The sequence below is a fragment of the Kitasatospora sp. MAP5-34 genome (genome assembly GCF_029894335.1).
Lineage (GTDB): Bacteria > Actinomycetota > Actinomycetes > Streptomycetales > Streptomycetaceae > Kitasatospora.
In genome coordinates, this window is the sequence record NZ_JARXZC010000021.1 from 71964 (window position 1) to 97884 (window position 25921).

Consider the following 25921-nt stretch of genomic DNA (forward strand, 5'->3'; position numbering starts at 1 on the left):
CAGGGGCGCGGGGCTCTGCTTGCTGAAACGCGTGCGCTAACTCGGAAGGCAACGACCCGCAGCCCTCCGCATCGAGTAAGCCCCTGCACCTAGTCGGACGGCGAGTGCGGCGGCCCGCCGCGCCCCCGCCGGGACATCGCCGCCACCGCTCCGGCCAGCCCGGCGGTGCCGAGCACGATGAGCGTCACGGGGATGACGATCCGTCCGTTCACCGACTGGTCGTTCAGCGCGGCGACCAGGTAGAGGACCGCGATCGTGGCGAAGAGTCCGCCCGCGATCAGTGAGAAGAGGTCGAGCGGGTGTTTCCTCATGAGGCCTGTACCACCTGGATGTCGCCGATGCCGATGTTCACGGTCAGGTCGAGGGTGCCGTGGGCGGCTCGACCGTTGGACGGGTGCAGCTCGTAGACCGGGTGGTGGTTCACCCCGGACACGGACTCCCCGTCCGGCAGCTGGATGTCGCCGATCCCGTTGTGCGCCCTCAGGTGTACGTCCACGTTCGCCGGGACGGTCAGCTTCACATCGCCGAAGCCCAGCCTCACGACCGACGTGAGGGTGGCCCCCGCCGGGTCGAGCCGGCTCAGGTCGAGCCGGATGTCGCCCGCCCCGAGCTGGTAGTCGGGCCGCAGCTCGCCCGCCGTGGCCGGCGCCCAGGACCGGTCGCCGGAGACGGACCGCACGGTGGTGTTCGTATCGGCCGACCCGGCCAACGCGATGGTCAGCAGCAGGGCCGGTACGGCCAGCTTGCGTGCCCGCCCGAACTTCGCACCCACCAGCAGCGGCACGGCCAGCGCCAGCAGCGAGGCCGCCAGCACCGTGGAGACCCGGGCATCGTGGCCGTGCGACCGGCTCACCCACCAGACCAGGGCCCCGGTGCCGATCGAGAGCAGCAGACCGAGCAGACCGAGGTACGAGCGGTGCCGCCGGGGCGGCTGCGGCGGCTGTGCCGGTGGCGCGGTGCCGCGGGTCGCCGGGCCGGGCTTGCGCAGCGGGTCGCCCTCGGGGAGGTCGGTCCGCTGCCACCAGGGGGTCTGACCGCCGCCGTACGGGTTGCGCTCCGGGTGCCGTGGGTCCCAGAGGTAGCCGGACGGCCCGGGGGGCGGGGTGTCGGCGGGCCGGTCGGACGGCTTGCCGAAGCGGACCTGCAGGTGTTCCTGCAGGTCGGTCTTGCGCCCCTGCCACTCCGTCCGGAAGTCCTGGCTGAGCTGCTCCTGCCAGGCCGGTCGGTCGGTGTGCCCGGCCGGGCTCCCGGTGCCGAGCCGGTCGTACGGCCCGCCGGGGTTCGGCCGGCGGCCGAAGCCGCCCGCCCGGCCACGGCGCTCGGGGTCGTACCGGACGGCGAGGAAGACCAGGCCGCCGAGCAGCAGCAGCGGGAAGATCTGTCCACCGTCGTCCATCGAGGAGAAGAACACCGCCGTGCCGATCACCGTCATCAGCACCGCGCCGATCGACTGCCCGTCCACCCGGCCGGTCAGCACCCGCTGCAGCTCGGTCCGCCCGGGGCGCCCGTCGACCGGCTCCTTCGGGACGATCAGCCAGCCGAGCCCGTAGAGGAAGAGGCCGAGCCCGCCGGAGAGGCAGAGCACGACCGTGACCACGCGGAAGACCACCGGGTCGATGTCCAGGTGCCGTCCCAGCCCGCCGCACACGCCGGCCACCACGCGGTGCTGTTCACTGCGGGTGAGCGGTGGTCGCTGCTGGGCCTCGGGGGCATCCGCAGCCTCGGGAGCGTCGGCCGTGGTGCCGGCAGTGGCGTCGGCGGCGGCGTCGGTCGGGGCGTCGGTCGGTGAGCCCGTCTGGTGGGCCGCTGGGCCGTGGTCGTCCGTCATGACTCCTATCCTGCTGGTCGGCAGGGCTCCACCCAACCGTCCGGAGCCCGGGACGGACCCTGATCTGTCCCTGAGAGGCAGTTGGGGGGCCGACCCTGATGCGCCCGGGCCCGCGTACGTGTGACCATCGGTGGCGTGGCAGCACCCGGTACCGAACCCAAGCCCCTCGCCCCTGACGCCCAACCCGCGCCGGGCGCCGACGTGTCCGCGCCCGGCGCGGGTCGTCCGCCCTACCGCAGGCTCTACCGGAGCCCGCACGGACGGATGTTGGGCGGCGTCGCGCACGGGCTCGCGGTCCACCTCGGGCTGCCCGTCACCTGGGTCCGGGCGGCGTTCGTCCTGCTGTTCTTCGCGCAGGGGATAGGCGGGCTGCTGTACGCGGCGTTCTGGTTCGTGGTGCCGATCGGCATCGGCGAGCCCGCCGCCGGTGGCGGGGCACAGTGGGCGTACGTCAACGGCGCGTTCGTGCCGGCGAGCGCCGCCGGAAGCGCCGGTTTCGGGGAACTGCGCAAGGGGGAGCGTCGCGGGTTCGGCCGCCTGCGCGAGCTGCTCCAGAGGGCCTTCCACGGCGAGCCGACCGGTGAGCCGGAGCCGGTGGCGGAGGGCGCAGCCGCCGCGCCGCCGGGGTCGGTGCGCGGTGGGCTCGGCCAACTCGCGGCGCTGCTGGCGCTGGTGGTCGGCATCATGGCGCTGCTCAACGTGCTGCACATCCAGACCGCCAAGCCGTACGTCTGGCCGTTGCTGACCGTCGGCGTCGGGGTGGCGCTGGTCTGGCGGCAGGCCGACGACTCGCGCTGGCAGCGCTGGTTCGGCCTGGAGGAGGCGGCCAAGCGGCGCAGCGCGTACACCAGGGTCGGCGCGGGCGTCCTGCTGGTGGTGGCCGGCATCGTCGGCTTCCTGGCTCTGCAGGGCACGAACTCGACCTGGGCGTCCGTGGTGGAGGCGGCGTTCGCGGTGCTCGCCGGGGTGCTCGTGCTGGTCGGCCCGTACGCGCTGCGGATGTGGCAGGACCTCGGCGCCGAGCGGACGGCCCGGATCCGGGCCCAGGAGCGCGCCGAGATCGCCGCGCACGTGCACGACTCGGTGCTGCACACCCTGACGCTGATCCAGCGCAACGCCGACGACTCCAAGGAGGTGCTGCGCCTCGCGCGGGCCCAGGAGCGGGAGTTGCGGCTCTGGCTGTACCGCCCGGAGGCGGCCGCCGAGGCGGCGCCGGACACCCTGGCCGAACGGATCCGGTCCGTCGTCGCCGAGGTGGAGGACCTGCACGGGGTGCCGGTCGAGCTGGTCTGCGTCGGCGACTGCCCGATGGACGACCGGATTTCGGCGCAGATGCAGGCCGCGAGGGAGGCGATGGTCAACGCGGCCAAGTACGGTGGCGGGGGACCGGTCCAGGTGTACGCAGAGGTCGAGGGGCGGACGGTGTCCGTGTTCGTCCGCGACCACGGCCCCGGTTTCGACCCCGACACGGTGCCCGAGGACCGGATGGGCGTACGGGAGTCGATCATCGGCCGGATGAAGCGCAACGGCGGCACCGCACGGGTGCGGCCCGCGCCGGACGGCGGGACCGAGGTCGAGCTGGAGATGGAGAGAGCAGATGACTGAACCCACTGAGCCGACGGCGGGACCCGAACGGGTGGCGCGGGTGGTGCTGGTCGACGACCACCGGATGTTCCGCACCGGCGTCCGGGCCGAGATCGGGCGGACCGAGGTCACCGGCATCGACGTGGTGGGCGAGGCGGACGACGTCGAGTCGGCCGTCCAGGTGGTCGCCGCGACCCGGCCCGACGTGGTGCTGCTCGACGTCCATCTGCCGGGCGGCGGCGGGGTCGAGGTGCTGCGGCGCTCCGCCCCGCTGATGTCCGACCCGGCCGGGGTGCGGTTCCTCGCGCTCTCGGTCTCGGACGCCGCCGAGGACGTCATCGGCGTGATCCGGGGCGGCGCGCGCGGCTACGTCACCAAGACCATCACCGGCGCCGACCTGGTCAACGCGATCTTCCGGATCTCCGACGGCGACGCGGTCTTCTCGCCGCGCCTGGCCGGCTTCGTGCTGGACGCCTTCGCCGCGACCGACACCCCGCCGGTGGACGAGGACCTCGACCGCCTCACCCAGCGCGAGCGCGAGGTGCTGCGGCTGATCGCGCGCGGGTACGCGTACAAGGAGATCGCCAAGCAGCTCTTCATCTCGGTCAAGACGGTGGAGAGCCACGTCTCGGCCGTGCTGCGCAAGCTCCAGCTGAGCAACCGTCACGAACTGACCCGCTGGGCCACGGCCCGCCGCCTGGTCTGAGCGGTTTCGTAGTACCTGAGGCGCCGACCGGACGCGGTAGCCGCGGCCGGTCGGCGCCTGCTGCGAGGGGGCGGCTCCCGCTGTGGTGGGAGTCACCCCACCGCGCTGAGCTGCGACGGAGGCGGGCCGGAGGGGGCGGTGGCTAACGACTTGGCCACCGGATTCATAATCCTCTCTAATGCTCGGTAGGGTTGCCCAGTCCCACCGGGGCGTCGCTCGCGGTTGTTCCGCGCGGGGGGCGGCCTCCGCTCCCGGATCTGAGAGTCAGCGATGTCATCCATAACGACCGCGTCGGAAGCGCTCGAGGCCACCGGCCGCGAGCCGGTGCGCGCGAGCGGAGACGAATCCGCCAAGCCCGTCGCCGTGAAGCGCCCGCGCCTCTATGTGCTCGACGGTCTGCGCCTGATAGCCGCGATGGGGGTCGTCGCCTGGCACTGGCTGGGCGTCGAGCGCTTCCCGGCCGTCTGGCACGGCCTGCCCAGCAAGTTGATGCCGCTCGGGCACCTGATCGGCGCCTACAGCTGGACCGGCGTCGAGCTGTTCTTCCTCATCAGCGGTTTCGTCATCTGCATGTCCTGCTGGGGCCGCTCGCTCGGTGATTTCGTCACCTCCCGCGTGGTGCGGCTCTTCCCGGCGTACTGGGTCTGCGTGCTGATCACCGCCGTCACCCTGCTGATCGTCCCGACCATCTGGGGCGACAACACCCACCGGCCCGACCCGTCGCGGATCCTCTCCAACCTGAGCATGGCGAACGCGCCGCTCGGCGTGGACAACCTCGACCCGGTGTACTGGACTCTCTGGTCCGAGCTCCGCTTCTACGTGCTGTTCGGCTTCATGGTCGCGATCGGTCTGACCTACCGCCGGGTGCTGGCCTTCTGCGGCATCTGGGCCTTCGTGTCGCTGCTCGCGATGCAGGCCAACATGCCGCTGCTCACCGCGATCGTCCAGCCCACGTACGCCTGGTACTTCATCGGCGGCATCACGATCTACCTGATGTACCGCTTCGGCCAGAACCTGATGCTCTGGGGCATGCTGGGCTTCTGCTGGCTGATCGCGCAGGACCAGATCCGCGGCGTCATCGGCGGCTACGAGTACGGCACCCACCACCACCTTTCGTGGTGGATCACCGAGGGCTTCACCACCGGTGCCTTCGTGGTGGTCACGGCCGCCGCGCTCGGCGCGTTCAACTGGATGCGCTGGAAGTGGCTGACGGTGGCCGGCGCGCTGACCTACCCGCTCTACCTCCTGCACCAGGAGATCGGCTGGCAGCTGATCACCCGGCTCCGCGCTCACCACCTCGCGCCGTACCCGACGCTGGCCGTGGTCACCGTGGTCATGCTGTTCGCCGCCTGGCTGGTGCACCGCCTGGTGGAGCGCCCGCTCGCCCCGCTGATGAAGCGGAAGATGGACGCCGCGTTCGCCCAGGTCCGCCTGGACGGTCTCCGTCCGGACGGCAAGGCCGGGCCGGGCCGCAACCGCTGAGCCGAGGGCGCAGCACAGCCCTGACCATGTGAACCCTCCGCGACGGCGATCAGAGAGACCTTTCATGACCGCGACCTCCACCGCCGAGATACAGCAGCCCGGCCCGGCGACCGCCGGGCCGGGGACTGACAACCGGCCGGGCGACAGGGCCAAGGCTCTGTTCGAACGTACGTTCTGGCTCTGGCCCGCCCTGCTGACCCTGTACCTCGGTGTGCACGTCAGCTGGCAACCGGAGCTGTGGCGGGACGAGCTGGCGACGTGGAGCGCGGCCACCCGGAGCACCGGGCAGCTGCTCGACATGCTGAAGAACGTCGACGCGGTCTCCGGCGCGTACTACCTGCTGATGCACTTCTGGATCAGCGCCTTCGGGGACACCCCGACCGTGCTGCGGCTGCCCTCCGCGCTGGCCATGGCCGGCGCGGCGGTGTTCGTCGCGCTGGCCGCCCGGAAGCTCTTCGGGGTCCGTACCGCAGTGGTCTCCGGGCTGCTGTTCGCCGTCGTCCCGTCCATCTCGCGGTACGCGCAGGAGGCCCGCTCCTACGCCTTCGTGCTGCTCACGGTGGCGGCGGCGACCTGGCTGCTGCTGCGCGCGCTGGAGCGGCCGAGCGTGCTCCGCTGGCTGCCGTACGCGGCGTGCGTGGCGCTGGCCGGGCTGTTCCACATGGTCTCGCTGGTCTTCCTCTGCGGCCACGCCGTGATCGTGCTGATGCGCTGGTGGCGCGGCCGCGACCGGTGGCTGCTGCTGGGCTTCCCGGCGGCGGTGCTGGTGGCCATGCTGCCGGTGCTGCCGCTGGTGCTGCTGGGACAGAAGCAGGTCGGCCGCCAGATCTCCTGGCTGCACACGCCGACCCTGGCCACGTTCGTCGACTACTGGCACGGGCTGTTCGGCTCCGCGCTGGTCAGCGGCTGCTTCCTGGCATTGGCCGCGATCCCCGCCGGGTGGACGCGCGGTCGGCGGCCGGCCTTCGAGGTCGGTGTGCTCGCGGCGCTGCCTATCCTGGTCACCTGGTTGGTGTCCCAGGGGCAGACGGCGTACTTCTTCGAGCGGTACCAGCTCTACACCGTGCCGGCCTGGGCCATCCTGGCGGGCGCCGGCCTGAGCTCGCTGCGGCCCCGCGCGCTGACGGCGGCCGGGCTGGTGGTGGTGGCCCTGCTCGGCATCCCCGACCAGCAGAAGCTGCGGATCGTCACCTCGCACGAGGTGACCGACGGCCATGCCGCCGCCCGGATCATCGCCAAGGAGTACCGCCCCGGCGACGGCTTCGTCCCGGCCCGTGGCGACTGGGCCTGGATGATGCTCGACTACGAGACCGAGTACTACCTGCCGCGCGGCGACCAGCTCAAGGACGTGTTCACCGCCCGGACCGCGCTGCAGCGGAACGACCTCTACACCGCGCCGTGCCCGGACCCGGCCACCTGCCTCGGCGACACCTCCCGGATCTGGGTGGTCACCATGGGGCAGTCCGACGACCCGTACGCGAACCTGCCGAAGGCCCAGGTCGCCGCCCTCCAGGCGGCCTACACGCCGACCGAGGTCAAGCACGTACGCGGGCTCACCGTCTCGTTGCTGGAACGGCGCCACTGACGTGGGCGGTCGTCAGCTCCGGTTGACACCTGTTTGCCCTCGGGCCGCCGACGGGGTGTGATGTTCCCGTGCCCAGAGCCCTGACCGTCCTGGAACCGGAGTACCGGGCGGCACCCCGCCCGTGGCGCTCCCCGTTGCTCTCCCCGCTGCGCGCCGCCGCACCCGCCCTCCTCGGGTACGTCGCGGCCCGCGCGGTCGGGGTGCTGGTGCTGGTCGCCTGGGGGGCGCACCGGGGCGTCTCGGCGCTGTACCGGCTGAGCAGCATGTGGGACGCGTACTGGTACCAGGAGATCGCCGTGCACGGGTACGCCGGCTCGCCGCCGGTGCCCGGACCGCACGGGCCTTACGAGGTGTACGCGTTCTTCCCGGCCTACCCCATGCTGATCCGGTCGGTGCACTGGCTGCTCCCGCTGGGCGTGAACTACGCGGCGCTGACCGTCGCCTGGGCGGCGTCGCTGGCGGCGGCCTGGGGCGTCTTCGCCGTCGCGGACCGGCTGTACGGGCGCCGGGTGGGAGTGGTCACGGCGATTCTGTGGGGCGTCACGCCCTACGCGGTGGTGGAGAGCGCGGCCTACTCCGAGCTGCTGTTCACCGCCTTCACGGCCTGGGCGGTCTACGCGGCGATCCGGCGGAGCTGGGTCCTGGCCGGGCTGCTCGCCCTGCTGGCCGGGCTGAGCCGGCCGACCGGCCTCGCGGTCGCGGTGGCGGTCTCGGGCGCCGCGCTCTGGGAGTTGCTGTGCCACCGGGGCGGCCGGCGGGCGGTCGCCGGGATGCTGCTGGCGCCGCTCGGGTTCGTCGGCTTCGTGGGGTGGGTGGGCCTCCAGAAGGGCCGCCTGGACGGCTACTTCCGGGTCCAGGCGGCCTGGCAGTCCGAGTTCGACTTCGGCCGGAAGACCTTCTACTCGCTCCGGGACCTGGTGGCCCGCCCCGACACCGTCTACCTCGCCGACGTCGCCGTCGCGGTGGTCCTGGTGGCGGGAGTGCTGCTGCTCGCCATCTCACTGATCCAACGCCAGCCGCCGGTACTGCTGCTGCACAGCGCGGCGACGCTCACCCTGGCCCTCGGCGACGCCGCCTACTTCGACTCCCGGGCCCGCTTCCTGATCCCGGCCTTCGGCCTGCTGCTCCCGGTCGCGACCGGGCTCTCCCGAGTGCGCAGCCGGGCCTCGCTGGTGCTGATCCTGGCCACGGCCGTGCTGTGCTCGGCGATGTACGGGGGGTACGTCGCGTTCGTCTACCCGGACGCGCCGTGAGAGCTGGAAGTGTCCGTTCCGGTGGCAGTCGGCGAACGTTTCGGGGCCCTGATGGGGCAGCTGTGACCGAATGGGCGGGCAGGCCGGGTTGTCAGCGGCGGGCCATAGACTCGAAGGGCCATGACTAGCCTCTTTGACGACCTTCCGCTCCCCGGCTTCGAGCTCCCCTCGGCCGGGTCGAAGCAGCAGCCGCCCGCAGACGACGAGCCCCCGCTGTACGAGGAGCCCCCGTACGAGGAGGCCCACTACGAGGAGGCGGTGCCGGAGGATCTGTTCCAGACCGACTACGCCGCCGCCACCGAGCGGGACGCCTGGCACCGCAACGGCGCCGCCCGTACGGTGATCGACCCGGTGCAGCTGCTGGAGGGGATGAACGACCCGCAGCGCGAGGCAGTCGTGCACGCCGGTTCGCCGCTGCTGATCGTGGCCGGCGCGGGTTCGGGCAAGACCCGGGTGCTGACGCACCGGATCGCCTACCTGCTGGGCGCGCGGCACGTGCAGCCGGGCGAGATCCTGGCGATCACCTTCACCAACAAGGCCGCCGGCGAGATGCGCGAGCGCGTCGAGAGCCTGGTCGGGCCGCGCGCCCGGGCGATGTGGGTGTCCACCTTCCACAGTGCCTGCGTGCGGATCCTGCGCCGGGAGAGCAAGGTCCTCGGCTTCACGTCCAGCTTCTCGATCTACGACTCGGCGGATTCGCAGCGGCTGATGGCCCTGGTCTGCCGGGATCTCGACCTGGACCCGAAGCAGTTCCCGCCGAAGTCCTTCACCGCGAAGATCAGCAACCTGAAGAACGAGCTGATCGACGAGGAGACGTACGCCGACCAGGCGGCCAACCCGATGGAGAAGAAGCTCGCCGAGGCGTACTTCCTCTACCAGCGCCGCCTGCGCGAGGCCAACGCGCTGGACTTCGACGACATCATCATGACGACGGTCAACCTGCTGCAGGCCTTCCCGGCCGTCGCGGAGTACTACCGCCGCCGCTTCCGGCACATCCTGGTGGACGAGTACCAGGACACCAACCACGCGCAGTACATGCTGGTCCGCGAGCTCAGCGGAGGCACGTCGACCTCGCTGAAGCGCACCGTGGACGGCGACTTCGTCAACCTCGCGGCCGCGCAGCTGGCCGAGGTGCCGCCCGCCGAGCTGTGCGTGGTCGGTGACGCGGACCAGTCGATCTACGCCTTCCGGGGCGCGACGATCCGCAACATCCTCCAGTTCGAGGAGGACTACCCGAACGCGACCACCATCCTGCTGGAGCAGAACTACCGCTCCACCCAGACCATCCTGAGCGCCGCCAACGCGGTCATCGAGCGGAACGCCGGCCGCCGGGAGAAGAAGCTCTGGACGGCCGGCGAGGACGGCGAGAAGGTCGTCGGCTACGTCGCGGACGACGAGCACGGCGAGGCCCAGTTCATCGCCGACGAGATCGACCGCCTGACGGACGCGGGCCACGCCCGCCCGGGCGACGTGGCGATCTTCTACCGGACCAACGCGCAGTCCCGCGTCTTCGAGGAGGTGTTCATCCGCGTCGGCCTGCCCTACAAGGTGGTCGGCGGGGTGCGCTTCTACGAGCGCAAGGAGGTCCGCGACGTGCTCGCGTACCTGCGGGTGCTCTCCAACCCCGAGGACACCGTGCCGCTGCGCCGGATCCTCAACGTGCCCAAGCGCGGCATCGGCGACCGCGCGGAGGCGATGATCGACGCGCTCTCCGCGCGCGAGCGGATCAGCTTCGCGCAGGCGCTCCGGCGGGTGGACGAGGCGTACGGGATGGCCGCGCGCTCGGCCAACGCGGTGCGCAAGTTCAACGAGATGATGGCCGGACTGCGGCAGATCGTCGAGTCCGGCGCGGGCCCGGCCGCCGTGCTGGAGGCCGTACTGGAGGAGACGGGCTACTTGGCCGAACTCCAGGCCTCCACCGACCCGCAGGACGAGACCCGGGTGGAGAACCTCCAGGAACTCGCGGCCGTCGCCCTCGAGTACGAGAAGGACCCGGGCGAGCGTCCGGACGGCGACGGCGAGGGCACCCCGCCGATCGGCTCGCTGGCGGACTTCCTGGAGCGGGTCGCGCTGGTCGCCGACTCCGATCAGATCCCTGATGACGAGGACGGCTCGGGCGTCATCACGATGATGACCCTGCACACCGCCAAGGGCCTCGAGTTCCCGGTGGTCTTCCTGACCGGCATGGAGGACGGGATCTTCCCGCACATGCGCGCGCTCAACCAGGTCAAGGAGTTGGAGGAGGAGCGCCGCCTCGCGTACGTCGGCCTCACCCGCGCCCGCCAGCGGCTCTACCTGACGCGTTCGGTGCTGCGCAGTGCCTGGGGCCAGCCCTCGTACAACCCGGCCTCGCGGTTCCTGGAGGAGATCCCGGAGACGCTGGTCAACTGGAAGCGGACGGGCGCGGCTGTGGCGCCGCCCTCGCGCAGCCCGCTGTCCGGCGGTTCGTCGGACTCGTACGGCTCCTCCCGGATGTCCGCCTCGCCGAAGTCCGGCTGGGGCAAGTCGGCGCGGAAGGTCACCGAGCGCGAGGTGGTCTCGCTGGCGGTCGGCGACCGGGTGAACCACGACAGCTTCGGGCTCGGCACGGTGGTGGCGGTCTCGGGCGTCGGCGACAAGGCGCAGGCCAAGGTCGACTTCGGGGCGACGGGCGCCAAGCAGCTGCTGCTCAGGTACGCGCCGGTGGAGAAGCTCTGACGGATGGCTGACTTGTCGTCAGCGCGGGTCCAACCCGCGCGCGATGAGCCAGGGGAGCGGGTCGACCGGGCCCGCTCCGCCGGGGTGGACCTCGAAGTGCAGGTGTGGGCCGGTGCTGTTGCCGCTGCTCCCGGAGTACGCGATGACGTCCCCGGCGTGCACCTGCCCTTTGCGCACGCGGTACGAACCCAGGTGGCAGTACCAGGTCTTGGTGCCGTCGGCCGAGGTGACGGCGGCCGAGGTGACGGCGGCCATCCAGCCGTACGCGGAGTTCCACCGCACGCTGACGGTGCCGTCGGTGACGGCGTGCACCGGTGTGCCCATGGGGACGGGGAAGTCGATGCCGGTGTGCCGGGCCCGCCAGCGGTTGCCGACCTCGCCGTAGGTGGCGCTCAGGCCGTGCAGGTCGACGGGGAGTACGAGCGCGGGGCGTACGGGTTCCGGTGGTTTCGGGGCGGTCTGGGGGTCGGTCGGCGTCTCGCTCTGCGGGCTCGGTACCAGGTCGGGTCGGAGCTGGTCACGGGCCGCACGGTCGGCGACTTCGTCGGGGCCCGGTGATTCGGCGGGGGACGCCGGGGACGTGGCGCCCGTCGGAGCCGCCGGGTGGGTGCCCGCCATGGCCGCGGCCGCGAACACGCCGAGAGTGGCCACCGAGGGTAGCGCGACCGTCAGCACGGCCGAACGGAGAGCCACCCGGTTCTGGTCACGACGCCGGGACCTGGGGGTGGGTGCGGGCGTGGGCTTGGTCGTCAAGACGGCCGCCTTCTCGGAAGGGAGAAACCAGCCGAGACTGTAGTGCTTCCGCCTCACCACGGACAAAGCAGGCATCTCACCCGAAAGTCACACGGGCGGTGCGGCAGCCGCCCCTGCTGGACCGCCCGGACGCTGGCCTCGAACCGCGGGCCGGCGTGGCGCTGTGATTTTCCCCTCCTCTTCACCGGTGGAACGGCCAACCGGCCGTGGTGGCGCTAACCTCCCCTCAGGTTGGTTATCGGTGGTTAACTACGCGTGGGTCGACCAGGTCGGCCGGTGTGGTGGACAACGTGGTCCAGGAGGCAGTGATGGGTGTGTCAGGCCCGATCCGTGTGGTGGTCGCCAAGCCGGGGCTGGACGGTCATGACCGTGGCGCCAAGGTGATCGCGCGAGCGCTGCGCGATGCCGGTATGGAGGTCATCTACACCGGCCTGCACCAGACGCCGGAGCAGATCGTCGACACCGCCATCCAGGAGGACGCGGACGGCATCGGCCTCTCCGTCCTCTCCGGCGCCCACATGACCCTCTGCGCCCGAGTGATCGAGCTGCTCAAGGAGCGCGACGCGGCGGACATCAAGGTCTTCTGCGGCGGCATCATCCCGGACGAGGACATCGTCGAGCTGAAGCGGCTCGGCGTCGCGGACATCTTCACCCCGGGCACGCCGACCCGCGACGTGATCGCCTGGGTCGAGGCCAACCTGCGGCCCGCAAGCTAGGCAGCGGCTCAGCCACAGACAGGGGCGCGGGGAACTGCGCGAAACCGGAAGCGACGGCGCCGCACTTCCCGCTTCGCTCAGTCCCCGCGTGCCTGGAGACTGCTCAGCTGAGCTCAGTGAGCATCGCCGCCCGGAAGCGGAGCGTCCCCGCGAGCCGGGTGAAGGTCTCCGCCCAGGCGCTGTCCGGCGTGGACCCGGCCGCCAGTGCCTCCACGGCCGGGGCTGTGTCGGGGGCCAGGGCTCGTTCTGTCATGCCGAGCACGCCGCTGTGGCTCCACGGGTACGCGCCGGACCGGGCGGCCCGGTCCAGTGCGGCCACCACCGCCGTACTCAGTGGCGGGGTCCACGGGGTGGCGCAGGCGCCGAGTGACTGGAAGGCCTCGCCGAGCCCGTGCACCTCGATGTAGGACGCCGTCCAGGCCGCCCGCTCGGCCGGGGGCAGGACGGAGAGCAGCTTGGCGGGTGCGCCCGCCGTGCGGTCCGGTCGGCCGGGGCGGGGGGCCGGGCCGAGCAGTGCGCGGGCCCAGCCGACGTCGTTCTGCCGGACGGCGGCCCGGGCCCAGCCCTCGCGCAGGTCGTCGCCCCAGCCCGCCCCGCCGTTCGCCTCCTCGTTCGAACCGGCGGGCTCGTCGTCGCGGACCGGGAGCAGCAGCAGCTGTTCCGGCGTGAGCCCGGTGTCGGCCGTCCAGAGGCCCAGGGGTGCGGCGGCGATGATCTCGCCGAACCACCAGGCCCGTTCGCCCCGGCCGGTCGGCGACTTGGGGGGTATGCCGTCGCGCTGCATCGCCGTGTCGCACCCGGTGGGCGGGCTGACGATCAGCCGGCCGCTGTCGAGGCGTACGGCGGCGCGGGCGCGCTCCGCCATCCGGGTGGCGAGGGCCGACTCCGGGAGGGTGGAGAGCAGCTCGGCGGCCGTGGCCCGGACGTTCTTGCTGCGGTCGGTGAGCGCCGCCTCCAGGAACGGTTCGTCGACGGGGGAGAGGCCGTCCTGCAGGCTGTCCAGGAAGAGCAGCCTGTCCTCGGCGCGCTCCGCCGCCCAGGTGGAGCGCAGCAGCTCGAGCGCGGCGGCCGGGTCGGCTCGGCGGAGCCGGGTGAGATGGGTGACCCGCTCGGCGAACAGGCCCTCGTGCCAGAGCCGGTCGGTCGGTTCAGGGGTGGCCGTCTGTGCCACCGTACGGCTGACGAAGCGCCAGTCCGGGTTCCGCGCCGCCAGCCAGTGACCCAGCGGGCCGGCCAGCGACACCACGTCGCCGCGCAGCTCGCTGCGGGCGCGGGCGGCGTCCAGCAGCGGCGGGACGAGGTCGGCGGGCAGCCGGTAGCCGCGCAGCCGGGCGGTGGCGAGCCACTGCGGGAGCAACTCGCCGAGGTTAGCCGCCGCCCCGGCGCCGCCGCGCCCGCCGACCAGGGCGGTGAGCCGCCGGGCGGCTGCCTCCGGCAGCTCGGGCCGGTCGTCAGGCCCGGCGGGCGCGGGGATCTCGACCGCCTCGGCGGCCGGCGCCCCGGCCCGGCGCCGGACGGTCTCCAGCGCGGCCAGCTCCAGCAGGGCGGTCGCCGGGTCGGTGCGGTCGACAGCCCCGGCGCTGGCGACCAGCGCCGGTGTGCCGCCGGGGGGCGGCAGCGGCCGCCGGTCGGTGCCGAGCAGGGCGGTGGTCCGCAGCTCCTCCCAGGTGTCGGTGGTCGGCGCGGACGGTGTGCTCACTGCTCGGCTCCTTCGTCAGTGGTGGGGGTCACCGCGGTGCGGTTCACTGCGCCACCCCCGTCGGGCGGCCGTCCGGGCTCCAGGCGGTGACAGGGGCGAAGCCCGCGTGCCCGTACTCGCCGAAGAGCGTCACCGGGTGGCCCGCCGAGACGGCGGCGAGCCGCCACAGGGCGGCCTCGGGGACGCTGCCGCGCCGGACGGGGAGACTGTGCCGGCCGTCCGTCAGCCGCCAGCCGTCCGGCCCGAGGACGGGTACCACCCCGGTCAGCACCGTCGGCCAGGACTCCAGCCAGGGGTCGTCCGCGAGCGCCGCGCCGTACCCGGCGACCGCCTCCTCGGGGGTGAGCCCGGCGGGAGCCTCCCCGGCGCCCGGCTCCGGCGCGCCGTACCGGGTGCCGAGGACGGCGCGGAGCGGGCGGGCGCCCGGATGGAAGGCCAGCTCGGCCTCCAGCAGGCGGCCGGTGGGCAGCGCCAGGTCCGGCGCCTGCCCGGGACGGCCGAAGGCGAGCAGCAGCGCCGGGCGGCCGGTCTTGGCGCCGCGCAGCCAGATTCGACGGGTCGTCAGCCCGCCGTCGGCGCCATCGGGCGCGACGGTACGGCTGCCCAGCACCAGCCAGCGGTCCCGTACCGTCGGACCGGCCAGCAGCTCGGCGGTCTCGGTGGTGAAGCCGACCCTGGCCCGGACCGTCGCCGCGAGCGGCTCGGGCAGCTCGCCGATCCGGCCGTACGCGCCGGCCAGCAGGTGCAGCAGGGCGTACTCGGTGAGCTGATCGTCCTGCGGCATGGTGTCCAACTCCCTTACGCGTGCGGCGAGCCCGGGTGCCTGGGCGTCGACCATCCGGGCCGCGACCTCGTCCCAGCCGCCGGCCACGGACGCCTGGTCGGCCAGGCCGTGCCGTACCCGGTCGGCGAGCCGGAGCCGCAGCTCCAGCGCTCCCGCCGCGACCCTGGCGGACCGTCGCTCCGCCCGGCGCTTCGCTGCGGCCGGGTCGGCGGTGACCCCCTCGGCCTTCGCCGTCCGGCGCCCCTCGCTCTGCCGGCGGCCCTTCAGCCAGTCGGCGGCCCACCCGGGCGGCTCGGCGCCGTCGGCCACCGCCTCCGGGCCGCCGCTCCACAGCAGGAGCAGGCCCAGCGCGTGCTTGCACGGGAACTTCCGGCTGGGGCAGCTGCACTTGTACGCAGGTGTCGCCAGCTCGACGACCGTCCGGTACGGGGTGCTCCCGCTGCCCTTGCACAGCCCCCACAGCGCGCCCTGCCCGCAGCCCGTACCGGACCAGGGTGCGGGCGCGGACAGCTTGCCCGCCGCCTTGGCCGACGCCTGGTCGGGCGCGAGGGACAGGACGTGTTCGGTGCTCCAGCGTTCCTCCATGCCGACGACGCTAGGCGCGGGCACTGACAGGTGAGCCAGTTGTACGACAGGGGCGCGAGGCACTGTACGAAGGCGGTAGGGCGCAGGTCGTTGCCTACCGATTTCGCGCAGTTCCCCGTGCCCCTGTTGTGGTTGCTGACGAGTGGTCATCCAGGGCGACCGGATTGTCAGTGGGGTGCGGCATGGTTGTTCGAGCAGGCCGGGAACGGGCCTGTTTCCGCTGGTACGACGTCTGCGCCGACGCTCCCACGCCCCCTCAACCGCCTGTGGCCCTGCGACAGCTGTGCCCGGTGGCCGACCCGAAGGAGCCCCCGATGACCACCCTTACGAGTGAACTTGCGAGCGAAGCTCCGCGTGAGGTTCTCCGCGAGCACGCCGAGGACGCCTTCGCCGCCGAGCTGGCCGCCCTCGCGGCTCAGGACGACCGGCCGCGCCCCGAGCGCTGGCTGCTCTCGCCGTGGGCCGTGGCGACGTACCTGCTGGGCGGCGAGCTGCCCGACGGGACGGTGATCACGCCCAAGTACATCGGCCCGCGCCGGATCGTCGAGGTCGCCGTCACCACGCTGGCCACCGACCGCGCGCTGCTGCTGCTCGGCGTGCCCGGCACCGCGAAGACCTGGGTGTCCGAGCACCTCGCGGCCGCGATCAGCGGCGACTCCACGCTGCTCGTCCAGGGCACCGCCGGCACGCCGGAGGAGGCCGTCCGGTACGGGTGGAACTACGCCCAGCTGCTCGCCCACGGCCCGAGCCGGGACGCGCTGGTGCCCTCGCCGGTGATGCGGGCGATGGCCGACGGCAAGATCGCCCGGGTCGAGGAGCTGACCCGCATCCCGGCCGACGTCCAGGACGGCCTGATCACCATCCTCTCCGAGAAGACCCTGCCGATCCCCGAACTCGGCGACGAGACCCAGGCCGTGCGCGGCTTCAACCTGATAGCCACCGCCAACGACCGCGACCGGGGCGTCAACGAGCTCTCCAGTGCGCTGCGCCGACGCTTCAACACTGTCGTGCTGCCGCTGCCGGGCTCGCTGGACGACGAGGTCGACATCGTCACCCGCCGGGTCAACCAACTCGGCCGCTCCCTCGACCTGCCCGAACTCCCGGGCGGCGCCGAGGAGATCCGCCGCGTCGTCACGGTCTTCCGTGAGCTGCGCGACGGCATCACCACGGACGGCCGGACGAAGGTCAAGACCCCCAGCGGGACGCTGTCGACCGCCGAGGCCATCTCCGTGGTCACCAACGGCCTCGCGCTGGCCACCCACTTCGGCGACGGCGTGCTGCGCGCGGGGGACGTCACCACCGGCATCGCCGGGGCCGTCCTCCGTGACCCGGTCGCCGACCAGCTGGTCTGGCGCGAGTACGTCGAGGGGGTGCTCCGCGAGCGGGACGGTTGGAAGGACTTCTACCGCGCCGCCCGCGAGAACTCCCGCTGAGACAGGCATAGTTGAGAAGGGAGAGTTGCCATGGGCGCAGAGGTGACCCTGCTGGGCGTCCGGCACCACGGGCCCGGTTCGGCCCGTGCGGTGGGCGCCGCGCTGGCGCAGCTCCAGCCGGACGTGGTGCTGATCGAGGGCCCGCCGGAGGCCGACGGGATCGTCGCACTGGCCGGGGAGAAGGACATGGCGCCGCCCGTCGCCCTGCTCGCCCACGTCGTGGACGACCCGGCGAAGGCCGCGTTCTGGCCGTTCGCCGCCTTCTCGCCGGAGTGGGTGGCGATCCGGTACGCGGTCGAGCGCGAACTCCCCGTCCGCTTCATCGACCTGCCCGCGTCCCAGTCCCTGGTGGCCGTCCAGGAGCCTGACAGCGGGGCTCCGAAGGACCCGATCGGCGCGCTCGCCGAGGCGGCCGGGCACGACGACGCCGAACGCTGGTGGGAGGACGTGGTCGAGCACCGCACCCCTGACACCGAAGCCGGCGCCGACGCCCTCGCGCCGTTCGCGGCCGTCGCCGAGGCGATGACGGCACTGCGCGAACTGGACGGCAACAACCGCCGGGACGAACTGCGCGAGGCGTACATGCGCCAGCAGGTCCGGGCCGCCCGCCGGGCCGGGCACGCGCGGATCGCCGTGGTCTGCGGCGCCTGGCACGTCCCGGCGTTGGCGAGCATGCCGACGGTCGCGCACGACCGGGCGCTGCTGGCGGAGCTGCCCAAGAAGGTGCGGACGGAGATCACCTGGGTGCCGTGGACGCACCGCAGGCTCTCCCAGCACACCGGCTACGGCGCCGGCATCGACTCGCCCGGCTGGTACCACCACCTGTTCACCAGCACCGACGACGAGCCGCTGGCCCGCTGGCTGACGAAGGCCGCCGCGCTGCTCCGTGCCGAGGACCACCCGGTCTCGTCCGCGCACGTCATCGAGGCCGTCCGGCTGGCCCGCACGCTCGGCGTCATGCGCGGGCGCCCGCTCGCCGGGCTGACGGAGACGCTGGACGCCGTCCGGTCCGTGATGTGCGACGGCTCCGACGTCGCACTCGCCCTCGTGCACGACCGGCTGGTGGTCGGCGACGCCCTCGGCGAGGTCCCCGAGTCGGCCCCGGCCGTGCCGTTGCAACGCGATATCGTCCGGCTCCAGCGCAGCCTGCGCCTCAAGCCGGAGGCAGCCGAGCGCGAGCTCGCTCTCGACCTCCGCAAGGAGCTGGACACCTCCCGCTCCCTCCTGCTGCACCGCCTCCGGCTGCTCGGCATCGCGTGGGGCACGCCGAGCCGGTCCGCCGTCAACTCCACCGGTACGTTCCGGGAGAGCTGGCGCCTGCGCTGGGACCCGGAGTTCGCCGTCCGGATCGTCGAGGCCGCCCAGTGGGGCAGCACGGTCGAGGACGCGGCCACCGGCAAGGCCGTCGAGACGGCCCTCGCCACCCGCGAGCTGTCCGAACTCACCGGCCTCGCCGAGCGCTGCCTGCTCGCCGGGCTGCCCGCCGCCCTGCCGCCCGTGATGCGGGTGCTGGCCGACCGCGCGGCCCTGGACACCGACGTCGCCCAGCTGGCCCGCGCGCTCCCGGCCCTGGTCCGGGCACTGCGCTACGGCGACGTACGCGGCACCGACGGCTCCGCGCTGGACGGCGTGGCGCGCGGGCTGGCCGAGCGGATCTGCGTCGGGCTGCCACCCGCCTGCACCGGGCTGGACGCCGACGGTGCCACCGCGATGCGGGCGCACGTGGACGGCGTGCACGCTGCGATCACCCTGTTGGAACAGGGCACGCCGTCGGAGCAGGGCACGGAGGCCGCGGACCCGCTGGCCGACCGCTGGGCGGCGACGCTGCAGTCGCTCGCCCGGCGCGAGCCCTCGGCCGGTCCGGCCACCGGTGTCCCCGGCCTGCTGCGCGGCCGGGCCGTCCGCCTGCTGCTGGACGACGGGCGCCTCGACTCCGAGGAGGCGGGCCGCCGGCTGGGCCTGGTCCTCTCGATGGCCAGCGCCCCGGCGGACGCGGCGGGCTGGGTGGAGGGCTTCCTGGCCGGTGGCGGCGCCCTGCTGCTGCACGACCCCCGCCTGCTCGGCCTGCTGGACGAGTGGCTCACCGGCGTGCCGGGGGAGGTGTTCACCGACGTACTGCCGCTGCTGCGGCGGACGTTCTCCGGCCTGGAGGCGGGCGTCCGGCGCACGGTCGGCGAGCGCGTCGCCGCCGGTCCGCTCGGGGCGGCCGCCGTACCCACGGCGCCGGCCACCGCGCTCGACCAGGTACGGGCAGACGCCGTCCTGCCGACCCTCACGCTGCTGCTCGGCCTCCCGGCAGCCGGGTCCGCCCGAATCCACCGTCAGCCCGACCGAAGGAGCGCCTCGTGACCACCCCTCAGTTGGAGACCGACCGGCTGCGCCGCTGGCGGCTCGTGCTCGGCGGCGAGGTGGACGGCACCGGGTGCGGGCTCACCGGCCGCGACGCCGCGATGGACGGCGCCCTCGCCGCCCTCTACCGGGGCGCTGGCGAGACGGGCCGGGCCGGAGGCCCGCGCAGCGCCGGTCTGGGCGGCTCGGCGCCGCAGGTGGCCCGCTGGCTCGGCGACATCCGGGAGTACTTCCCGACCTCCGTGGTCCGGCTGATGCAGCAGGACGCCATCTCCCGCCTCGGGCTGGACCGGCTGCTGCTCGAACCCGAGATGCTGGAGGCCGTCGAGGCGGACGTGCACCTGGTCGGCACGCTGCTCTCGCTCAAGCACGCGCTGCCCGAGACCACCCGCGAGACGGCCCGCGCGGTGGTCGGCAAGGTGGTCGCCGAGCTGGAGCGCCGCCTCGCCGACCGCACCCGGGCCACCATTGGCGGCGCGCTCGACCGCAGCGCCAGGGTCGACCGGCCGCGCCACCGCGACATCGACTGGGACCGCACCATCCGGGCCAACCTGAAGAACTACCTGCCCGAGGCCGGGCCGGACGGGCAGGGTACGGTCGTCCCCGAACGCCTGATCGGCTACGCCCGGGCCCAGAACGCGGTGAAGAAGGACGTCATCCTCTGCATCGACCAGTCCGGCTCGATGGCGCCCTCCGTCGTCCATTCGGCGGTGTTCGGCGCGGTACTCGCCTCGATGAAGGCGCTGGACACCCGGCTGGTGGTCTTCGACACCTCCGTGGTCGACCTCACCGAGCAGCTGACCGACCCGGTTGACGTCCTGTTCGCCACCCAGCTCGGCGGCGGTACGGACATCAACCGGGCGCTCGCCTACTGCCAGTCGAAGATCACCCGGCCGGCCGAGACCGTCGTGGTGCTGATCAGCGACCTCTACGAGGGCGGCATCCGCGACGAGATGCTCAAACGGGTGGCGGCGATGAAGGCGGCGGGTGTGCAGTTCATCGCCCTGCTCGCGCTCTCCGACGAGGGCGCCCCGGCCTACGACCACGCCCACGCGGCGGCGCTGGCCGCGCTCGGCGCGCCCGCCTTCGCCTGTACCCCGGACGCCTTCCCGGACATCATGGCCGCCGCGATCGAGAAGCGTCCTCTCCCGGTACCTGACGCAATCGGCTAGCCAGAGACAGGGGCGCGAGGAACTGCGCGAAATCGGAAGTGACGGCGCTGCACCTACCGCCTCGCGCAGTGCCCCGCGCCCCTGTCTCTGGCTGATCGGGTGCCTGAGTGCTTCACCCGTCCGTGCGAATGCACAGGGCGTGCGACACGCTCGGCCGCGCCCGTTGTGACGGTTCTCACCAAAGCGGACCGGGCTCCGGGCGAAACAGTCCCGCCGGGCGGGGATAACCTGCCAGACGGACGTGACGCGCGTGTTGATTGACGTGTGCGCCCGTGGCTGTGTGGGCCGCAAGGCTACAAACTCTGCGTACCTGCACCGCCTCGACGACCCGCAGCGAAGATCCTGCCGTGGCACGCTCGTAGAGACACAATCCGCGACCACGAACAAGGACGAACACACGTGGACCTGTTCGAGTACCAGGCGAGGGACCTCTTCGCCAAGCACGGCGTGCCCGTGCTTGACGGCGATGTCATCGAAACCCCTGAAGCCGCTCGCGCCATCGCCGAGCGCTTCGGCGGACGCGCCGTCGTCAAGGCTCAGGTGAAGGTCGGTGGCCGAGGCAAGGCCGGTGGCGTCAAGCTCGCCGCCGACCCGGCCGACGCTGTCGCCAAGGCCGAGGCGATCCTCGGTATGGACATCAAGGGCCACACCGTTCACAAGGTGATGCTGGCCCAGACCGCGGACATCAAGGACGAGTACTACGTCTCGTTCCTGCTGGACCGCACCAACCGCACCTTCCTGGCGATGGCCAGCGTCGAGGGCGGCGTGGAGATCGAGGTCGTCGCCGAGGAGAACCCCGACGCGCTCGCCAAGATCCCGGTCGACGCCAACGAGGGCTGCACCCCGGAGAAGGCCGCCGAGATCGTCGCGGCCGCGAAGTTCCCGGCCGAGATCGCCGACCAGGTGGCCGACGTTCTGCAGAAGCTGTGGAAGGTCTTCATCGCCGAGGACGCGCTCCTCGTCGAGGTCAACCCGCTGATCAAGTCCGGCGACGGCAAGATCATCGCGCTCGACGGCAAGGTCTCGCTGGACGAGAACGCCGAGTTCCGTCAGCCCCACCACGAGGAGCTCGAGGACAAGGCCGCGGCCAACCCCCTCGAGGCGGCGGCGAAGGCCAAGGGCCTGAACTACGTCAAGCTCGACGGTGAGGTCGGCATCATCGGCAACGGCGCGGGTCTCGTCATGAGCACCCTCGACGTGGTCGCGTACGCCGGTGAGGCGCACGGCAACGTGAAGCCCGCCAACTTCCTCGACATCGGCGGCGGCGCGTCCGCCGAGGTGATGGCGAACGGCCTGGAGATCATTCTGGGCGACCCCGACGTCAAGTCGGTCTTCGTCAACGTCTTCGGTGGCATCACCGCTTGTGACGCGGTCGCCAACGGCATCGTGCAGGCGCTCGCGCTGCTCGAGGAGAAGGGCGAGGCCGTCACCAAGCCCCTCGTCGTCCGCCTCGACGGCAACAACGCCGAGCTGGGTCGCAAGATCCTGACCGACGCCAACCACCCGCTCGTCGAGCAGGTGGACACCATGGACGGCGCCGCTGAGCGCGCCGCCGAGCTGGCCAACGCCAAGTAAGGAAGGGACTAAACCATGGCTATCTTCCTTACCAAGGACAGCAAGGTCATCGTCCAGGGCATGACCGGCTCCGAGGGTATGAAGCACACCCGCCGGATGCTCGCCTCGGGCACCCAGATCGTCGGCGGCGTGAACCCGCGCAAGGCCGGCACCACGGTTGACGTCGACGGCACCGACGTCGCCGTCTTCGGCTCCGTCGCCGAGGCCATGAAGGAGACCGGTGCCGATGTCACCGTCATCTTCGTGCCGCCGAAGTTCACCAAGGACGCCGTCGTCGAGGCGATCGACGCGGAGATCGGCCTCGCGGTCGTCATCACCGAGGGTGTCCCGGTCCACGACTCGGCCGCCTTCTGGGCGTACGCCGGTTCCAAGGGCAGCAAGACCCGGATCATCGGCCCGAACTGCCCCGGCCTGATCTCCCCCGGACAGTCCAACGCGGGCATCATCCCGGCGGACATCACCACCACGGGCCCGATCGGTCTGGTGTCCAAGTCCGGCACCCTGACCTACCAGCTCATGTACGAGCTGCGTGACCTCGGCTTCTCCTCGGCCGTGGGCATCGGCGGCGACCCGGTCATCGGCACCACGCACATCGACGCCCTCGCGGCGTTCGAGGCGGACCCGGAGACCAAGATCATCGTCATGATCGGCGAGATCGGCGGCGACGCCGAGGAGCGTGCGGCGGCCTACATCGCCGAGCACGTCACCAAGCCGGTCGTCGGCTACGTCGCGGGCTTCACCGCCCCCGAGGGCAAGACCATGGGCCACGCCGGCGCCATCGTCTCCGGCTCCTCGGGCACCGCGCAGGCGAAGAAGGAGGCCCTCGAGGCCGCCGGTGTCAAGGTCGGCAAGACGCCGTCCGAGACCGCCCGCCTGGCCCGCGTGCTCTTCGAGGCCCTCTAAGCCTTGTAGCTCCTCAGCCGGTCAGCAGCGCCACTTCCCTCCGGGGAGGTGGCGCTGCCGCGTTCCCGCAGGTACTCGCTCAGCCACAACAGGGGCGCGGGCCCTCGCTTGATCAACTGCGTGCGCGAAACCGGAAGGCGACGGTCTGCACTCTTCCGACTCTGCTCAGCTCCCCGCGCCCCCGTCCAGGCTTACGGGTGGCACCAGGCGCTCCGCACCCCCGGCAAGCCCCCCGGCGCAGCCGGGCCCGCGCTGCCGGTGGTGGCCGTGGAGCAGAGCGGTGGCAGGGCGGGTGCGGGGTGGAAGTAGTCCGCCGGGCCGTTGCCCGCCAGCGTGCCGACGATGGCCGCGCCCGTCGCCAACGTCAGCAGCCCGGCCGCGCCGGTGACCAGCCCGGCGCGCAGCCGTCCGGTGACCCGGAGCAGGACCGGTACGGGCCGCCGGGGCGCCGGGCAGCCGCGTACCGCCGCCCGGTGCAGCAGCTCGCTGAGCCGGGCGCCGAAGCCGGGCGCCTGCGGGTCGGGGCCCACCAGGTCCGGTACCGAACGGGCCAGTGCCGCCCGGGCCGCCCGTACCCGGCCCTCGGCCGCCGCCGTACCCGACTCCACCTCCACCGCCACCTCGGCGGCCGGCAGGCCGAGCGCGTCGTGCAGCACCAGCGCCCGCCGCTGCGGTCGGGGCAGCCGCCGGAGCGCCCTGAGCAGCGCCCGGTCGCGGCGGGTCAGCCCGCCGTGGTCGGGCTCCGTCACCGGACGGACCCTGATCCGACGGCGCGGCAGCCGCAGCAGGTGGGCCCGCCGGGGGCCGCCCCGGCGCCACGGCGACAGGGCCGCCTCGAAGGCGTACGCCCGGACCCACGCCTCCGGGTCGGCCAGCGCGGACACCTCGCGCCGGCGTCGCGAGGCGGCGGCGAGCGCACGGCGCACGCAGTGCACGGCCCGCCGGCGGCGGGCGGTGAGCAGGAAGGTCTGCTGCACGAGACGGGTGTACGCGGTGGAGCACAGCTCGCCGAACACGTCTGCGCGTACCAGCGCAGGCGGAGCCGGGGGAGCCGGGCTGAGCAGGCCCGAGACCGCGACGGCGTCCGCGCGGGTCCGTACGCCGAGTTTCCGCATCGCCCGGTGCAGCTGGGCGCGGGCCGTCCCGGGGGTGAGGCCGAGGGCCCGGGCGGTCGTGTCGATGGACTCGCCCGCCGCGAGGCGGGTCAGCAGCTGGGCCTCACGGGGTGTCAGCAGCCGGAGAAGCCCGCGCAGTCGACGGTCGGCGAGGCGCGCGTCCGACGGTTGCGAACAGGCGGACTGTGGATGGGTGGGCGCCGTTGTGGGTGTGGTCACCAGGTCACCCGTTCGCTGTAGTGGGACAGCAGTAGGCACATAAACGAATAATCCGGGACACGGCGGAAATTCGCCTCTTCACGGGGCACAACGGGTGATCTTGGGAGCATGAGGCCCATGACGCAGCTGATGGGCCGTCCGACTCTGGGCCTGCCGGGCGAGCTGGGTGCTCGTTCGGTTCTCGCCGATGTGCTGACCGGTGTCCGGGCGGCGCTGCTCACCCTCGCGCTGATCGCCGTGCCGGTGCTCGGGCTCTGGGTGCTCACCCCGTACGCCGACGACACGGCCGCCGGGGCCGGACGCCTCGCCTGCGCGCTCTGGCTGCTCGGGCACGGCGGGCCGCTCGTCCGGGGGGAGTCGGCCGCCCCGGTGACGGTGACCCCGCTGCTGCCGATGGCGTTCACCGCAGCCCTGCTGTTCCGTACCGGCGCCCGCCTCGGACAGCGTGACCGCACCACCTGGCGCGCCGCGCTGAGCGTGGGCGCCGGCTATCTGGCCGTCGTGGCGCTGGCCGTCGCCGACTGCGGCGCCGACGGAGTGCTGCGGGCCCGGCCGGTGCTCGACCTGCTGGCGGTGGCCGGGCTGGTGGCGGCTGCGCTCGGCGCGGGCTTCCGGTCGGTGGCCGGAGCGTGGAGCCCGCCGCTGCCGGGGTGGGTCGGGCGGGTGCCGGGGTGGGCCCGGCCGGTGGACGGCGGCCGGGTGGTCCGGCGGGCCGCCGGTGCGGGCGCGGCGGGCCTGGTGGCGGCGGGTGGGCTGCTGCTGACGGTCGCCGTGCTGGTGGGCGCGGGGGCGGCCGGGCGGTCCGTCCAGGGCTTGGGCGGCGGGGTGGCGGGCTTCGCCGGGCTGCTGCTCGCCTGCTCGCTGCTGCTGCCCAACGCGGTGCTCTGGGCGGCGGCGTACGCGCTCGGTACGGGCTTCGAGGTGGGCACGGGCACGGTGGTGGCACCGGGCGGGGTGCGGCTCGGCGCGCTGCCGGACTTCCCGCTGTTCGCGCTGCTGCCCGGGCCCGGCGGGCCCGGCTGGCAGCTGGCGGCCTGCGGGCTGCCGCTGCTGGCGGGCCTGGTGCCCGCCGTCCTGCTCGGCCGGGCGGCGGGCGGGCGTGGCGAGCGGAGCGGCCCGCCCTGGCACCCGGCGGCCACCGTGTTCGCCGCGCTCGGGGCCGCGCTGCTGGCGGGCGCGGGAGCCGCGCTCTGCGCCTGGCTGGCCGGCGGCGCGCTGGCCGCCGGCCGGATGTCCGGACTCGGGCCGGTGCCCTGGCAGGCGGGACTCGCCGTGGCCGCCTGGCTGGCTGCGGTGACCGTACCGGGAGCGACCCTGGTCCGGTGGTGGCTCGCCCGGGCCGGCGCCCCGTCCTGGTGGAGCCGGCTCACCACCCGGGCCGTCCGCCGCACGGCCGGTGCCCGGGTGGCACTCCACCGCCTGCTGACCTGGGCCGCCGACCTGCCGTCGCCACTCGCGTGGTGGCGTGGCCGGACCTAGCCCG

At 73.1% G+C, this 25921-nt stretch carries 19 protein-coding genes; 13 read left to right on the forward strand and 6 right to left on the reverse strand.

What is annotated here, in order from left to right:
• Positions 1-89: 89 nt before the first annotated feature.
• Both P3T29_RS18710 and P3T29_RS18715 read right to left on the reverse strand, forming a co-directional pair.
• On the reverse strand, positions 90-311 hold the full coding sequence (locus tag P3T29_RS18710; protein ID WP_280717640.1) for a hypothetical protein: 222 nt from the start codon (positions 309-311) through the stop codon (positions 90-92).
• Positions 308-1828, reverse strand: a complete 1521-nt coding sequence (locus tag P3T29_RS18715) for a PspC domain-containing protein (RefSeq protein ID WP_280717641.1) — start codon at positions 1826-1828, stop codon at positions 308-310. The genes P3T29_RS18710 and P3T29_RS18715 overlap by 4 nt, the downstream gene beginning before the upstream one ends.
• A gap of 201 nt (positions 1829-2029) precedes the next feature.
• On the opposite strand from P3T29_RS18715, the gene P3T29_RS18720 reads away from it, so the two are divergent.
• The 6 genes from P3T29_RS18720 (at position 2030) to pcrA (ending at position 11135) form a co-directional block, all read left to right on the forward strand.
• Positions 2030-3433 carry an ATP-binding protein gene (locus P3T29_RS18720; RefSeq protein ID WP_280717684.1) on the forward strand — a complete coding sequence of 468 codons (1404 nt, stop codon included), beginning with the start codon at positions 2030-2032 and terminating at the stop codon, positions 3431-3433.
• On the forward strand, positions 3426-4118 hold the full coding sequence (locus P3T29_RS18725) for a response regulator transcription factor (RefSeq protein ID WP_280717642.1): 693 nt from the start codon (positions 3426-3428) through the stop codon (positions 4116-4118). Before P3T29_RS18720 ends, P3T29_RS18725 begins: the two co-directional genes overlap by 8 nt.
• A 270-nt stretch (positions 4119-4388) precedes the next feature.
• On the forward strand, positions 4389-5600 hold the full coding sequence (locus P3T29_RS18730; RefSeq protein ID WP_280717643.1) for an acyltransferase: 1212 nt from the start codon (positions 4389-4391) through the stop codon (positions 5598-5600).
• Between the two features lie 64 nt (positions 5601-5664).
• Positions 5665-7185 carry a glycosyltransferase family 39 protein gene (locus P3T29_RS18735; protein WP_280717644.1) on the forward strand — a complete coding sequence of 507 codons (1521 nt, stop codon included), beginning with the start codon at positions 5665-5667 and terminating at the stop codon, positions 7183-7185.
• 68 nt (positions 7186-7253) lie between these two features.
• Positions 7254-8438, forward strand: a complete 1185-nt coding sequence (locus tag P3T29_RS18740; RefSeq protein ID WP_280717645.1) for a hypothetical protein — start codon at positions 7254-7256, stop codon at positions 8436-8438.
• A 120-nt stretch (positions 8439-8558) separates the two neighbouring features.
• Entirely contained in the window at positions 8559-11135 is a 2577-nt protein-coding gene (gene pcrA, locus P3T29_RS18745) for a DNA helicase PcrA (protein ID WP_280717646.1), read from the forward strand.
• Between the two features lie 18 nt (positions 11136-11153).
• Here the strand turns inward: pcrA and P3T29_RS18750 are convergent, their stop codons facing one another.
• Positions 11154-11888, reverse strand: a complete 735-nt coding sequence (locus tag P3T29_RS18750; RefSeq protein ID WP_280717647.1) for a M23 family metallopeptidase — start codon at positions 11886-11888, stop codon at positions 11154-11156.
• A gap of 308 nt (positions 11889-12196) precedes the next feature.
• Between P3T29_RS18750 and P3T29_RS18755 the strand changes: the two genes are divergently transcribed.
• On the forward strand, positions 12197-12604 hold the full coding sequence (locus tag P3T29_RS18755; RefSeq protein ID WP_280717648.1) for a cobalamin B12-binding domain-containing protein: 408 nt from the start codon (positions 12197-12199) through the stop codon (positions 12602-12604).
• Between the two features lie 103 nt (positions 12605-12707).
• On the opposite strand, the gene P3T29_RS18760 is transcribed toward P3T29_RS18755, so the two are convergent.
• Together P3T29_RS18760 and P3T29_RS18765 are read right to left on the reverse strand one after the other, a co-directional pair.
• Entirely contained in the window at positions 12708-14303 is a 1596-nt protein-coding gene (locus P3T29_RS18760; protein ID WP_280717649.1) for a DUF5691 domain-containing protein, read from the reverse strand.
• Positions 14304-14346: 43 nt separating this feature from the next.
• The gene (locus P3T29_RS18765) at positions 14347-15672 is read right to left on the reverse strand and encodes an SWIM zinc finger family protein (protein WP_280717650.1); all 1326 of its coding nucleotides are present in this window, start codon (positions 15670-15672) and stop codon (positions 14347-14349) included.
• A gap of 314 nt (positions 15673-15986) precedes the next feature.
• Here P3T29_RS18765 and P3T29_RS18770 point away from each other — a divergent pair, with 314 nt between their 5' ends.
• From P3T29_RS18770 to sucD, 5 genes are all read left to right on the forward strand, one after another.
• Complete coding sequence (locus P3T29_RS18770) at positions 15987-17105, forward strand: AAA family ATPase (RefSeq protein ID WP_280717651.1); 1119 nt, start codon at positions 15987-15989, stop codon at positions 17103-17105.
• 30 nt (positions 17106-17135) lie between these two features.
• Positions 17136-19454, forward strand: coding sequence for a DUF5682 family protein (locus tag P3T29_RS18775; RefSeq protein ID WP_280717652.1), 2319 nt, complete (start codon positions 17136-17138; stop codon positions 19452-19454).
• Complete coding sequence (locus P3T29_RS18780) at positions 19451-20626, forward strand: VWA domain-containing protein (RefSeq protein WP_280717653.1); 1176 nt, start codon at positions 19451-19453, stop codon at positions 20624-20626. Before P3T29_RS18775 ends, P3T29_RS18780 begins: the two co-directional genes overlap by 4 nt.
• Before the next feature lie 399 nt (positions 20627-21025).
• Positions 21026-22201 carry an ADP-forming succinate--CoA ligase subunit beta gene (gene sucC, locus P3T29_RS18785; protein ID WP_280717654.1) on the forward strand — a complete coding sequence of 392 codons (1176 nt, stop codon included), beginning with the start codon at positions 21026-21028 and terminating at the stop codon, positions 22199-22201.
• 15 nt (positions 22202-22216) lie between these two features.
• Positions 22217-23104 (forward strand): succinate--CoA ligase subunit alpha, encoded by an 888-nt coding sequence (gene sucD, locus P3T29_RS18790; RefSeq protein ID WP_280717655.1) that lies wholly within the window; start codon positions 22217-22219, stop codon positions 23102-23104.
• Between the two features lie 191 nt (positions 23105-23295).
• Here sucD and P3T29_RS18795 read toward each other — a convergent pair whose 3' ends face one another.
• Complete coding sequence (locus P3T29_RS18795) at positions 23296-24438, reverse strand: helix-turn-helix transcriptional regulator (RefSeq protein ID WP_280717656.1); 1143 nt, start codon at positions 24436-24438, stop codon at positions 23296-23298.
• Positions 24439-24555: 117 nt separating this feature from the next.
• Here P3T29_RS18795 and P3T29_RS18800 point away from each other — a divergent pair, with 117 nt between their 5' ends.
• A complete protein-coding gene (locus tag P3T29_RS18800) occupies positions 24556-25917 on the forward strand; it encodes a DUF6350 family protein (protein WP_280717657.1) in 1362 nt (453 codons plus the stop codon).
• Positions 25918-25921: the final 4 nt, after the last annotated feature.